Genomic DNA, 12,934 nt, shown 5'->3' on the forward strand with positions numbered 1-12,934 from the left:
TGGTTTCTTATGATGGTCAGCGCAGCTTCGGGTTCAGCGCGTCGCGCAGCCAGTCGCCGAGCAGGTTGACCGAGAGCACGATCAGCCCGAGCTGCAGCGAGGGGAAGACGACGAGCCACCAGGAGCCGGAGAACAGGTACTGGTTGCCGATGCGGATCAGCGTGCCGAGCGAGGGCTGGGTGATCGGCATGCCGACGCCGAGGAAGGAGAGCGTCGCTTCCGAGAGGATGGCGAGGCCGAGATTGAGCGTGGCCGAGACCAGCACCGGCGTCAGGGTGTTGGGCAGGATGTGGTGCAGCATGATCCGCGCCGCCGGCACATGGATGATGCGGGCGGCGAGCACATATTCCTTGCGGCGCTCGACCATCGTCAGCGCGCGGACGACGCGGGCATATTGCACCCAGCTCGTCAGCGAGATCGCGAGCACCAGCACCATCGCGGCGAAGGGGTCGCGCAATTCCGGCGGCAGCAGGCCCCGGAAGACGGCCGAGACGAGGATCGCCATCAGCAGGGTCGGGATCGACAGCACGGTGTCGCCGAGGCGCATCAGCAGATTGTCGATGCGTCCGCCATGGAAACCGGCCAGGAGCCCGACGCCGACGCCGATCAGCATCGAGACCAGCACCGCCGCGAAGCCGATGATCAGCGAGATGCGCGAACCGTAGAGGATGGCGGAGAGCACGTCGCGCCCCTGCGGATCGGTCCCGAGCAGGAAGGGCCATTCGCCGCCCTCCTGCCAGATCGGCGGGATCTCCGCCTTGTCGATGAAGATCTGCGAGAGGTCGTAGGGGTTCTGCGCCGCGATCAGCGGTGCCAGGAAGGCGGTCACGACCAGCAGCACCAGCACCAGCGCCGAGATCCAGGCGGCCGGCGTCGTGCGGAAGCTCCAGCCGATATCGCTGTCGAGGAAGCGCCGGATGCGCCCGGGCTTCGCGACGGCGGCCTTGACGGTGGGCGGGGAGGTCTCAGCGGGCATTGGCACCTCCCGAGAGCGCGTCGTCGCGCAGGCGCGGATCGACCCAGGCGTAGGTCAGGTCGACCAGCGTGTTCAGCGCGACGAAGATGAAGGAGACGATGATGAGATAGGCCGCCATCACCGGGATATCGACGAAGGTGACGGCCTGGACGAAGAGCATGCCCATGCCCGGCCACTGGAACACCGTCTCGGTCACCAGCGCGAAGGCGATGAGGTTGCCGATCTGCAGGCCGGTGACCGTGATGACCGGCATCAGGCAGTTGCGCAGGGCATGGCCGAAATGGATGGAGCGGGCCGGCAGGCCCCGCGCCCGGGCGAAGCGGATGAAATCGGTGCGCATCGTCTCCAGCATCTCGGCCCGCACGAGCCGCATCACCAGCGTGATCTGGAAGAGCGAGAGCGTGATGCCCGGCAGGATCAGCGCGGCGCGGCCGGACGGTGTCAGGAGGCCGGTGCTCCACCAGCCGAGCTTGACGACCTCGCCGCGCCCGAAGGCCGGCAGCCATTGCAACGTCACCGAGAAGACGAGAATCAGCATGATTCCGAGCGCGAAACTCGGCAGCGAGACGCCGAGCACCGAGATGAATTGCAGCGCCTTGGCCAGAAAGCTCTCTCGTCGGATCGCGGTGTAGACTCCGAGCGGGATGCCGATGAAGAGCGAGAGGAACGTCGCAACCAGCACGAGCTCGAATGTCGCCGGGAAACGCTCCGCGATCAGCGCAAAGACGTCCTGCTGGTTGCGATAGGAGATGCCGAAATCACCCTGGGCGGCATTCTTCACGAAGGTCGCGAACTGCAGCACGAAGCCCTTGTCGAGGCCAAGGCGAGTCCGCAATTCGTCGCGCTGCTGCTGGCTCGCCTGCTCGTTCAGCATCAGGTCGATGGGATCGCCGACGAAGCGGAAGCTCAGGAAGGCAAGGAATGCCACGGCGAGCATGACGCCGGCGGCATTCAGGATGCGCTTGAGGAGGAAGGCCGGCATGGGATGCTCCTGCGGTCCGGCAGCCCCGGGCTTCGTACGGCGAAGGCCCGGAAATCTCAGGCGTGGAAAAGGCGGGCTTCCATCATGGCCGGGGCATCCCCAGCCATGATGGGTCGAGCGCCGCAGTTCACTTCAGCTTGGTCAGCCAGAGGCGCGCCTTGTTGTCGGAAGCCTGCACCATGGTCTCGACGTCCGCACGCATCGCCCAGGCCATCGGCTGCTGGTGCAGCGGGATGAAGAGCGTCTCGTCCTTCACGATCTTGAGCGCCTGCTTCATCAATTCGATGCGCTTGGGCGTGTCGAGCTCGACGCCGGCCTTGTCGATCAGGGCATCGACCTTCGGATCGCCCCAGTTGCCCCAGTTGAAGACGCCGGCCGTGCCGGACTTCGAGTGAATGACCTGCACCAGCAGCGAATAGGCGTCGATCATCGGCTCGTTGGCCCAGCCGAAGGACAGCACGTCGAAATCGCCCTTGACGCGCTTTGGCGTCTGCTGGGCGCGGGGCGCCATGCTGAGATTGGGCTTGAGGCCGGCACGCGACCACATCGAGGCGACCGCCTGGCAGAACTCCTCCTCGTTGACCAGCGCATCGCTCTGGCAGTTCATCTGGAAGGAGAAGCCGTTCGGATAGCCGGCATCGGCCAGGAGCTTCTTGGCAGCGCTCAGGTCGAAGGGCGGACGCACGTCCTGCGACGGGTCGTAGCCGGGAATGGCGGGCGCGACGAGCGCGCCGGTGTTGCGCGACAAACCGCGCATGGCACGCTTCTGGACCGCGTCGATGTCGATGGCGCGATAGAGCGCCTCGCGCACGCGGATGTCCTTGAAGGGGTTCTTGTCCTTGACGTCGCTCTCGAACAGCTTGTCCCGCAGGTTGAGGGCGAAGAACACCGAGCGCAGCTCGTTGGTCTGCAGCACCTTGACGTCCGGCGAGGCCTTGAGGCGCGGCAGATCCTGCAGCGGCGCGACGTTGGTGAAGTCGATCTCGCCGGAGAGCAGCGCGGCGACGCGGGTCGAAGCCGAGGCGATCGGCACGAACTCGATGCGGTCGATATTGTGCTGCGGCTTGTCCCACCAGTTCGGGTTCTTGACGAAAATCGTCTTGGCGTCGGGCTGGCGGCTCTCGACGATGAAGGGGCCGGTGCCATTGGCATGGTCGGTCGGATAGCCGGTAACGCCCTTGCCGACATCGGTCGGCTTGAGGGCATTGTTCGCCTCCAGCCACTTCTTGTCGAAAATGAAGATGTTGGTCAGGTCGTTGAGCAGCAGAGGATAAGGGCCGTCGACCTCGATCTCGACGGTGTAGTCGTCGATCTTCTTCGACGACTTGTAGGCCGGCAGATTGCCCTTCAGCGGCGAAGCGTCGTCGGAGACACGGGCGAGCGAAGCCAGCACGTCATCGGCCGTGAAGGCGTCGCCGTTGTGGAACTTGACGCCCTTGCGCAGATGGAAGCGCCAGGTCGTCGGCGTGACCGTCTCCCAGGACTCCGCCAGCGCCGGCTCGATCTTGAGGTCGCCGGTATAGCGCACCAGCCCCTCATAGACGTGATTCAGCACTGAAAGCGTGAAGGTCTCGCCATAGGAATATGGGTCGAGCGAGGCGATCTCGCGGCCGGCCCCCCATTTCAGCGTCTTCGCTTCGGCCGCGCCACTCAGCGCGAAGGCAGCCACTGCCGCCAGCAACCAGGCCTTCTTCATCGGAACTCTCCCCTTTTTTGTTCGGCGCGCTCCGGAACGAAGCTGCGCGGTCGTCGCTGCCACCTCTTTGCGCATCGTGACGCTTTTTGCGCCATCTCGTGTGCGATTAATGTTCAATCTTGCATACGATTGATTGATCGTATTGTATGCGATTATTGAACACAAGCGCAAACTGGCATGGAGCGCCGGCTCGTGACATTGACGGCTCACAACAAGGTCCGGTCGAAGAGAGGAAAGACCGACATGGGCGAGCCAAGGACTCCCGGATTGCGGGCGCAATCCGTCTACAGGGCGCTGCGGCGCGCGATCATCGAGCAGGCGCTGAAACCCGGCATGAAGCTCCCGGAGGATTCGATCGGCGAGCAGCTCGGGGTCAGCCGCACGCTGGTGCGCGAGGCCTTCAACCGCCTCGCCGTCGAGGGGTTGGTCGAACTCACGCCGAACAAGGGCGCCTCGGTTGCCTATCCGACGCTGGAAGAGGCGCGCGACGTCTTCGAGGTCCGGCGCGGGCTGGAGCGGCTCGTCGCCGAGAATCTGGCCGGGCGCCTCACCGCAGCGCAGGCGGCCGAGCTCGAGGCCCATGTCCGGCAGGAAGAGAAGGCGCACGGGCAGGACGGGCCGGAATCGATCCGGCTCTCCGGCGAGTTCCACATCAAGCTCGCCGAGATGACCGGCAACGCCCTGCTGCTGCGCTATGTCCAGGAATCCTCGTCGCGCTGCTCGCTGATCCTGGCGATCTACGGGCGCCCGCACTCCTCCGAATGCGCCGTTTCCGAGCACCGCCAGCTCATCGAGGCCCTGCGCGCCGGCGACGCCGCCCGCGCCGCGGATCTGATGGACCACCATCTGCGCGCCGTCGTCACGCGCGCGCTGCTCACGCCCCGCGTCGAACGCGACATCCGCGATGTGCTCGCGCCCTATGCCCTCAGCGAAGGATTGACCCCATCATGACAGCGCAGCCGGCCGCGCCGCCGCGGGCCGAAACGGCCCCCGGCATCGTCACCTTCGACTTCGCGGCGCTTTCGCCGCGCGAGCGCTACAAGCTACTGATCGGCGCCGTGGTGCCGCGCCCGATCGCGCTGGTGACGACGGTCGATGCGCAGGGCAAGGTCAACGCCGCTCCCTTCTCCTTCTTCAATTGCCTGTCGGCCGATCCCGCGATCCTGGCCGTCGGCGTCGAATACCGCCCGACCGGCGCGCAGAAGGACACCGGCCGCAACATCCGCGAGACGCTGGCCTTCACCGTCAACATCGTCTCCGATGCGCTGGTCGCGGGCATGAACATCTGTGCCGTGCCATTCGAACCCGGCACGGACGAACTCGCCGAAGCCGGCCTCACCGCCATGCCCGGCGCCAAGGTGCCCTGCCCCTGGATCGGCCAGGCGCCGGCGGCCTTCGAATGCCGCCACCACACCACGCTCAGCATCGGCAATTCGCGCGAGATCATCCTCGGCGAGATCGTCTATGCGCATTTCCGCGGCGACACCGTCGACGAGCGCCTGCATGTCGACCCCGCCGCGCTCGACGCCGTCGGCCGGATGGGCGGCCACGGCTATGCGACGACGCGCGACTATTTCGACCTGCCGACCATGCCGCTCGCGACCTGGCGCAACGATCCGGACGCCGCCAACCGACGGAGCTGACCGCCGGAAATCGCGACGCAACGGCCAGATACATGCAGCAGGCGCGTAACGATTAGTCCTCCCCTTATCCGTATTGCATTCAAAGCATTCCGCCCCTCGCGCTCACGCCATGGTCGGAGCCGCCGGCATGGGCCATGTTGACCTGACGGCAGCGTTCCATGGGGCGCACCGGACGACAACAACGGGGCGACATATCGCTGCAAGAGGGGGAAGGGCGGATCCATGGCGCCCGAACGCGCGACAAACGCGCGACGCAGCGCCATGACCGTTGGGTGACACATGACGACGACGACCGAGATCATCGATTTCCGTGCCGAAACGGATGACGGAGCCGTGCTCCATGGCTTCCGCGAAGGGCACGGCCAACCGCTCCTGCTGGTCAGCGGCCTCAGCGGCACGGCCGGCTTCTGGACCGATATCGCCTCGACGCTGCGGCGCTCGTTCCAGATCATCCGCTTCGACCAGCGCGGCATCGGCGCGAGCAGCCGCGGCGAGGCGCCCTGCGACATCGAGCGGCTCGCCCGCGACGGGCTCGCGGTGCTCGACGCGGCCGGGCTCGACCGCGCCGTCGTGCTCGGGCATTCGACCGGCGGCTGCATCGGCCAGGCGATGGCGAAGCTCGCACCCGGCCGGCTCGACGGGCTGATCCTGAGCGGGACCTGGCTCAAGGCCTGCCGCTACATGACGGCGCTGTTCGGCGCCCGGCGGGCGATCCTCGACTGCGACCCGCAGGCCTTCGCCGCGCTCTCCATCCTCAGCGCCTACCAGCCACGCTGGATCCAGGCCAACTGGCACATCTATGACGACGCCATCGACTCCGCGCCGACCAGCGACCACGCCCGGACGGTGATGCGCGAGCGCATCGACGCGCTGCTCGGCTTCGACGGCACCGCCGACATCGAGGCCCTGCCGATGCCGGTCATGGTGATGGGCGCGCGCGACGACATGGTCGTGCCGGTCTACCACCAGGAGGCGATCGTCGCGGCGCTGCCCGGCGCCCGGCGCTCGATCATGGAGACGGGCGGGCACCTGTTCCCGGTCTCGCGCCCGGACATCTTCACCGCCGCCGTGGCGGAATGGGTCGGCGAGCTCTGAGCCCCGGCATGCTCCCGCGTCGAAAGGACCCATGTCCAGCCGGCGCCGGCGAGGCTTAAACGAGAAGGCTTCCAAGGTAAGGCCAAGCCGGCCGCAGGAAGCCTGACCGGAACAAGCCCCGAGGACGAGACCATGCGTGCAGCCCCCCTCAGCCTTTTCGCCCTGGCGCTGCTCGCGACGCCGCTTCTCGCCCGCCCTGCCGCCGCGCAGGATCTCGAGGCCGGCCAGCGCTCCTTCAACAAATGCCGCGCCTGCCACCAGATCGGCGAGGGCGCGCGCAACCTGGTCGGGCCCGAGCTCAACGGCCTGATCGGCCGCCATTCCGGCGCCGTCGCCGGCTACAGCTACTCGAACGCCAACAAGAACTCCGGCCTGACCTGGGACGAGGCGACCTTCGCCGAATACATCAAGGACCCGAAGGCCAAGATCCCCGGCACCAAGATGATCTTCGCCGGCATCAAGAGCGAGAAGGAAATCGCGGACCTGACCGCCTTCCTCAAGCAGTACGACAAGGACGGCAAGAAGCTCTGAGAGCGCTGCCGTCGCCCCGCGCGGGCGACCGCCCAGGCTTCCGCCCCATGCCACGCCGCGACGCCGCTCCCGCGCGCCGCGGCCGCATGTGCTCGACGCATCACGGACCGGCGTTTTTACAGAACGCCTCTTCCATTTTCGCGATCCGGTGCAATATTTATTCGCTCCGGCGATCAAAATGATTCGCGACCGGACAAATGTTCAGCCCAGGAAGGAACGCCACGCGCCGATGAAGAAGGCCAAGCGGAAAACGGGGGAGAAGCGGTCGCAGATCGCCGCCATGCCGATCCGCCGCGCCCCCGACGGCTCGACGGAGATCCTGCTCGTGACCTCGCGCACGACGCGCCGCTGGATCGTGCCCAAGGGCTGGCCGATGAAGGGCATCAAGGACCGCGACGCCGCCGCGCAGGAGGCCTATGAGGAGGCCGGCGTGGTCGGGCGCGTCAGCGAGAAGCCGGCCGGGCGCTACAGCTACTGGAAGCGCATGAGCGACCATTTCACGCTCTGCGAGGTGAAGCTCTATCTGCTCGAGGTCGAGCAGCAGCTCGCCGATTTCCGCGAGCAGGACCAGCGCGACCTGCACTGGTTCAAGCTCGCCGACGCCGCCGACATCGTCGACGAGCCCGAGCTCAGCACCGCGATCCGCAAGCTGCAGGCGCAGGTCTCGCTCGCGGCCTGAGCCGGCCGCGGCGCGCAGGCCGCAAATCCCACGCGCAAGCGCCTTCGCCGCCCGCGCCGATGCGCGGGCGTTTCGGTCGAGGGGCAGCGGAGCGCCGCGAGGCGCAGGTTGTATCGGGCCGCTTCCATTGAGCCAGGATGCGGCGCGGAAGGATTGAGCCACCTTCCGCACGCCCCGTGGCGCTCCGCTTATCGGCGATTTTCAGACTCCGAGCCGCGCTTATAAGGGCGGGCGGGCCAGCCATGCCGTCCTGCGGCCTCAACGCCCCAAAGGGTGCGCCACACCGCGGTGTCGGACAGGGCCGCTTCCGCCAACCCGTCCAGCGAGCTCCTCGCACAGGGATCGTAATGTCCCCAGGGCGGTGCCCCGAAGCCTCCCGGGAGTGGATCGTAACTCCACCCGCAGGCGCCGACCTCGCCCCGCCAACGGCATACCTCCGGATGGCTGCCCCTCGGGGACGAGGTGACCCAGGATACGCATGGTTCGCCAAGGCGGGGATAAGTTTTCGCGGCAGGCTCCGGCATGGCATAAGCGCCGGCAAAGGAGTGACCATGCCCATCCGACTCGAACAGCCGGGCGACGCCGACGCCATCCGCGCCCTGACCACGGAGGCCTTCGCGACGGCGCCGCATAGCAGCGGCACCGAAGTAGCGATCGTCGACGGCTTGCGCGCGGCCGGGGAGCTGACGCTCTCGCTCGTCGCCGTCGAAGATGGAGAGATCGTCGGCCATGTCGCCTTCTCGCCGGTGACGATCGACGGGGCGGAGCGCGGCTGGTTCGGGCTCGGACCGGTCTCGGTGCGGCCGGGCCGGCAGCACAGCGGCATCGGCTCGGAGCTGATCCGCGAGGGCCTGCGGCGCCTGCGCGAGAATGGCGCTGGCGGCTGCGTGCTGCTCGGCGACCCCGCCTATTACGGCCGCTTCGGCTTCGCCAACGATCCGGCGCTGGTGCTGGAGGGCGTGCCGCCGGAATACTTCATGCGCCTCGGTTTCGGCGCGGAGCAGCCGGCCGGCACGGTGCGCTATCATGCGGCTTTCGACGGGGCCTGAGGCTCAGACCGTCCAGAAATCCCGCGCGCCCGGCGGCAGCTTGGTCAGCGCGCGCTCGAAGGCCTGCGGCTCGACATGCCGGCGCAGCGCCCGGGCAACGTCAGCGATGCCGCTTTCGGGCAGGATGCTGTGGTCGCCGCGAAACGCCATCGCCTCCCGCGTCAGCGTCGCGCGGTCGGCGAAGGGCTTCGGCGGCTGGCCGAGGTCCCAGTCCTGCAGGACCATCGCCGCGAGCAGCGGCGGCAGCGCATCGGCAAAAGCCAGCCCCTCGGCCGGCGTCAGGCGCGCCCGGAAGGTGACGAGCACGGCCAGCACCGACTGCCAGCTCTGATGCGTGGTGGCATGGCCAAGCTCATCGCGCGCATCGAGCAGGAAACGTTCGAGATCGCGCGAGGCGTAGATGAAGGTGGAGGGGACGGTCATAGGTCAGCTAACGGGCCTTCGGCACTTTCTCTCGCAGTGGCGCCCTTAGACAACGACATCAAGATAAGATCGCCGAGTGGATAATGACCTTACGATAGGCTAACCAGAAACAAGCGCTGGCCTGGATGTGTTCGCGCGAACAAGCATCCGAACTAGCTCTAACCCAGCAGACTGCGAGGCCACCTTCGCCAACACATCAAATGTTCCGGCGACCTCGTCTTCCACAACAACGAACAATCCGCAGTCATCGTCCAGCTCGACCAGATCTTGTTCATCGAACGTTCTTCTGCTTATCTCGGTCAGCCACACTGTTCGACTGTTGTCGATTCGCAGGGAGAAGCCGTATTCCATGGGCAGCCCCATTTCGTTGCACCCTCGAATTCGTGAACGTAACGAGCCGAGGATTTCAGCATCGGCCTTGGCCGAGTTCATCATTACGCCTCCGGACAGACAGGATGACATCCTGCATGACGCCCGGTTCATGCGTGCGAGCACCGTAGTTCCGCACAGCGACGCACTAAGAGCTATCCGCGCATTCTGCGCCGATCCTCGCCGCCCGGAGAGTACTCTCGATACCGCCGTCGGCGCGCTCAGAGCCAAGAGTCAAGCACCAACCTCTAAACCATTCGTTAAGGATGAGGCCGAGAGATGCGCAGAAACCATCCTCCTATTCCAAAACGCGCAGAATGCGCTTGGAATCGGCAAACTACCGCTCTTCGAGGCGCCAAAGCTTGCTTTCATGTCCATAGCTGGCGTCGCAGTCTCGGTTCAGCCGGACTTACTTGTTGGAGCAACAAGACTCGATGAAGGTGACAGGATTGGGGCTGCACTTTTTCGACCTCAGAAAACGCCCAACCCGTCTGCCTGTAAGACTGAAAAAACTCGCCTCGAACGTGAAGCATATAGGCGAGAAGTTGGGCAATATATGCTTGCCCTCCTAAGAATGGCTCTCATCGAAAATGGCGTGACAGAGGAGCGAATTGATCCGAAGCAATTGATGTTGTTCGATATCCGCCTCGCTGAACGAATCGACTTCCCTTCAGATCGCGTCTCTCGTGAAAAACGCATTAGAGCAGCCTGCGGCCAGATTTCTCGACTTTGGGCCAGTGTTCAGCCGCGACCAGGAGATTTCGGCTGAACGGAGGCTACCTCCTTCTCCGCCTCTCCCCAGCCCCCTTCGGCCGCGATTCCGGCACCGGACCCATCTCGTCCAGCGTCGGCTTCCGCGCCCGTGAGGTGCCGGTGAGCAGCGGGTTCGGCTTGTCGCCGGCTTTCGGCTTGGCCTCGCCGCCGCCCCAGTTATGCGGACCCATGTCCTCGTCGGTCGGCTTGCGGGCGCGGGTCGGCGGCAGGTTGGCGCTGGAGCCGTAGCTGCGCTCGCCCTTGTACTTGCCGGCGGAGGCCTCGACATCGCCCTGCCGCGCGAGCGGATCGTCCGCGATCGCCAGTTCCGTCGCCTGCAGCCGCTTGATCTCGTCGCGCAGGCGGGCCGCCGTCTCGAATTCGAGATCGGCCGCGGCCTCGCGCATGCGCTTCTCGAGATCGGCGATCGCGGCCTTGAGATTGTGGCCCGAGGCCGGCGCCACCAGCCCCTTGTCGACCGTGACATGGTCGCGCTCATAGACCGAGCCGAGGATGTCGCCGATATTCTTCTTCACCGTCTGCGGCGTGATGCCGTGTTCCTCGTTATAGGCGACCTGCTTCTCGCGGCGGCGATTGGTCTCCGCCATCGCCCGCTCCATCGAGCCGGTGACATGGTCGGCATAGAGGATGACCTTGCCGTCGACGTTGCGGGCGGCGCGGCCGATGGTCTGGATCAGCGAAGTCTCGGAGCGCAGGAAGCCCTCCTTGTCGGCGTCGAGAATGGCGACGAAGCCGCATTCGGGGATGTCGAGGCCCTCGCGCAGCAGGTTGATGCCGACCAGCACGTCGAAGGCGCCGAGGCGCAGGTCGCGCAGGATCTCGATGCGCTCGATCGTGTCGATGTCCGAGTGCATGTAGCGGACGCGAATGCCGTTCTCGTGCAGGTATTCGGTCAAATCCTCGGCCATGCGCTTGGTCAGCACGGTGACGAGGGTGCGATAGCCCTTCCCGGTGACCTCCTTGACCTCGTCGAGCAGGTCCGCGACCTGATGCTTGGCGGGCCTGATCTCGACCGGCGGGTCGATCAAACCTGTCGGGCGGATGACCTGCTCGGTGAAGACGCCGCCGGTCTGCTCCATCTCCCAGCCGCCGGGCGTGGCCGAGACATGTACCGATTGCGGCCGCATCGCGTCCCATTCCTCGAAGCGCAGCGGCCGATTGTCCATGCAGGAGGGCAGGCGGAAGCCGTATTCGGCCAGCGTCGCCTTGCGGCGGAAGTCGCCGCGATACATGCCGCCGATCTGCGGCACGGTGACGTGGCTCTCGTCGGTGAAGACCAGCGCGTTGTCGGGCAGGTATTCGAACAAAGTCGGCGGCGGCTCGCCCGGCTTGCGGCCGGTGAGATAGCGCGAGTAGTTCTCGATGCCGTTGCAGGAGCCGGTGGCCTCGATCATCTCGATGTCGAAGGTGCAGCGCTGGTCGAGCCGCTGCGCCTCCAGGAAGCGGCCCATGCGGTTGAGCTCGTCGAGGCGGGCCTTCAGCTCCTCCTTGATCGACTTCACCGCCTGGGTCAGCGTCGGGCGCGGCGTGGTGTAGTGCGAATTGCCGTAGACCTTGATGAATTCGAGCTCGCCGGTCTTCTGGCCGGTCAGCGGGTCGAACTCGGAGATCGACTCGACCTCGTCGCCGAACAGGCCGATGCGCCAGGCGCGGTCCTCATAGTGCGCCGGGAACAGCTCGATCACGTCGCCGCGGACGCGAAAAGTGCCGCGGGCGAAATCGCCGAGGGTGCGCTTGTATTGCAGGGCGACGAGATCGGCGATGAGCTGGCGCTGCTCGATGCGCTCGCCGAGCTTCACCGAGAAGGTCATCGCCGTATAGGTCTCGACCGAGCCGATACCGTAGATGCAGGAGACCGAGGCGACGATGATCACGTCGTCGCGTTCGAGCAGGGAGCGCGTCGCGGCGTGGCGCATGCGGTCGATCTGCTCGTTGATCGAGGATTCCTTCTCGATATAGGTGTCCGAGCGCGGGACATAAGCCTCCGGCTGGTAATAGTCGTAATAGGAGACGAAGTACTCGACCGCGTTGTCGGGGAAGAAGCTTTTGAATTCCCCGTAAAGCTGCGCGGCCAATGTCTTGTTGGGCGCCAGGATCAGCGCCGGGCGCTGCGTCTCCTCGATCACCTTCGCCATGGTGAAGGTCTTGCCCGAGCCGGTGACGCCGAGCAGCACCTGGTCGCGCTCCTGCCGGCGGATGCCGTCGACCAGATCGCCGATCGCGGTCGGCTGGTCGCCTGAGGGCGAGAAGTCGGACTTCATCTGGAAGCGGATGCCGCCTTCCGACTTCTCCGGCCGCTCGGGCCGGTGCGGCGTCCAGGGCTTGCCGGGCTGGATGAAGGGGCTCCCGGTTTCCAGCAGATGCTGCAGCGAACTCGCCGTCGCGGCCGCCGCACCCTCGGCGCCGATGAAGGCCGAATCCGCCTTCTTGGAGAGCTTGCGCTTCGGCCGCTCCTCGCCGCCCGGTCGTTCCAGCGCATAGCTCGGCTTCGCCTCGTAACCGGCCTGCGGCTTGTCCCTGAAGCCGGAGGCGCCGCCGGGCACCGCCGTGCCGCGATTGATCGCGGGATTCAGCAGATCGGCGAGATAGCCCTCGAGCGGCTTCAGCTCGGGCTTCGACGCCTTGGAGTTCGGCGTGCGGGCCGAAGACGGCTTCTTCGCAGCCTTCGGCTTGGTCGCGGTGGTGTCGGGGCTTTTCGGCATGGCCGCAATATGGGC

13 protein-coding genes are annotated in these 12,934 nt (G+C 66.0%); 7 read left to right on the plus strand and 6 right to left on the minus strand.

Annotated elements, in window-relative coordinates:
• Nucleotides 1–16: 16 nt before the first annotated feature.
• The 3 genes from CE453_RS26785 to CE453_RS26795 form a co-directional block, all read right to left on the minus strand.
• Nucleotides 17–976, minus strand: a complete 960-nt coding sequence (locus tag CE453_RS26785) for an ABC transporter permease (protein ID WP_089177367.1) — start codon at nt 974–976, stop codon at nt 17–19.
• A complete protein-coding gene (locus CE453_RS26790; protein WP_089177368.1) occupies nt 966–1,958 on the minus strand; it encodes an ABC transporter permease in 993 nt (330 codons plus the stop codon). Before CE453_RS26790 ends, CE453_RS26785 begins: the two co-directional genes overlap by 11 nt.
• A gap of 127 nt (nt 1,959–2,085) precedes the next feature.
• A complete protein-coding gene (locus tag CE453_RS26795) occupies nt 2,086–3,654 on the minus strand; it encodes an ABC transporter substrate-binding protein (RefSeq protein ID WP_089177369.1) in 1,569 nt (522 codons plus the stop codon).
• A 243-nt stretch (nt 3,655–3,897) separates the two neighbouring features.
• Here CE453_RS26795 and CE453_RS26800 point away from each other — a divergent pair, with 243 nt between their 5' ends.
• The 6 genes from CE453_RS26800 to CE453_RS26825 all read left to right on the plus strand — a co-directional run bounded on the left by CE453_RS26800 (nt 3,898) and on the right by CE453_RS26825 (nt 8,651).
• Nucleotides 3,898–4,605 (plus strand): GntR family transcriptional regulator, encoded by a 708-nt coding sequence (locus CE453_RS26800; protein ID WP_089178165.1) that lies wholly within the window; start codon nt 3,898–3,900, stop codon nt 4,603–4,605.
• Nucleotides 4,602–5,297 carry a flavin reductase family protein gene (locus CE453_RS26805; protein WP_198302221.1) on the plus strand — a complete coding sequence of 232 codons (696 nt, stop codon included), beginning with the start codon at nt 4,602–4,604 and terminating at the stop codon, nt 5,295–5,297. The genes CE453_RS26800 and CE453_RS26805 overlap by 4 nt, the downstream gene beginning before the upstream one ends.
• Before the next feature lie 279 nt (nt 5,298–5,576).
• Nucleotides 5,577–6,392, plus strand: a complete 816-nt coding sequence (locus CE453_RS26810; RefSeq protein ID WP_089177370.1) for an alpha/beta fold hydrolase — start codon at nt 5,577–5,579, stop codon at nt 6,390–6,392.
• A gap of 132 nt (nt 6,393–6,524) precedes the next feature.
• Nucleotides 6,525–6,923: a c-type cytochrome gene (locus CE453_RS26815; RefSeq protein WP_089177371.1), complete on the plus strand. Its 399-nt coding sequence runs from the start codon at nt 6,525–6,527 to the stop codon at nt 6,921–6,923.
• Nucleotides 6,924–7,152: 229 nt separating this feature from the next.
• Nucleotides 7,153–7,602, plus strand: coding sequence for an NUDIX hydrolase (locus CE453_RS26820; RefSeq protein WP_089177372.1), 450 nt, complete (start codon nt 7,153–7,155; stop codon nt 7,600–7,602).
• Nucleotides 7,603–8,153: 551 nt separating this feature from the next.
• A complete protein-coding gene (locus CE453_RS26825; protein ID WP_089177373.1) occupies nt 8,154–8,651 on the plus strand; it encodes a GNAT family N-acetyltransferase in 498 nt (165 codons plus the stop codon).
• A 3-nt stretch (nt 8,652–8,654) separates the two neighbouring features.
• On the opposite strand, the gene CE453_RS26830 is transcribed toward CE453_RS26825, so the two are convergent.
• Nucleotides 8,655–9,074, minus strand: a complete 420-nt coding sequence (locus CE453_RS26830; RefSeq protein ID WP_089177374.1) for a DUF2267 domain-containing protein — start codon at nt 9,072–9,074, stop codon at nt 8,655–8,657.
• A gap of 99 nt (nt 9,075–9,173) precedes the next feature.
• Nucleotides 9,174–9,509 carry a hypothetical protein gene (locus CE453_RS26835; RefSeq protein ID WP_198302222.1) on the minus strand — a complete coding sequence of 112 codons (336 nt, stop codon included), beginning with the start codon at nt 9,507–9,509 and terminating at the stop codon, nt 9,174–9,176.
• Between CE453_RS26835 and CE453_RS28850 the strand changes: the two genes are divergently transcribed.
• Nucleotides 9,493–10,212 carry a hypothetical protein gene (locus tag CE453_RS28850; RefSeq protein ID WP_157733218.1) on the plus strand — a complete coding sequence of 240 codons (720 nt, stop codon included), beginning with the start codon at nt 9,493–9,495 and terminating at the stop codon, nt 10,210–10,212. The genes CE453_RS26835 and CE453_RS28850 overlap by 17 nt on opposite strands.
• A 7-nt stretch (nt 10,213–10,219) precedes the next feature.
• On the opposite strand, the gene uvrB is transcribed toward CE453_RS28850, so the two are convergent.
• The gene (gene uvrB, locus CE453_RS26840) at nt 10,220–12,919 is read right to left on the minus strand and encodes an excinuclease ABC subunit UvrB (protein WP_089177376.1); all 2,700 of its coding nucleotides are present in this window, start codon (nt 12,917–12,919) and stop codon (nt 10,220–10,222) included.
• Between the last annotated feature and the right edge of the window lie 15 nt (nt 12,920–12,934).

Source organism: Bosea sp. AS-1 (assembly GCF_002220095.1).
GTDB lineage: Bacteria > Pseudomonadota > Alphaproteobacteria > Rhizobiales > Beijerinckiaceae > Allobosea.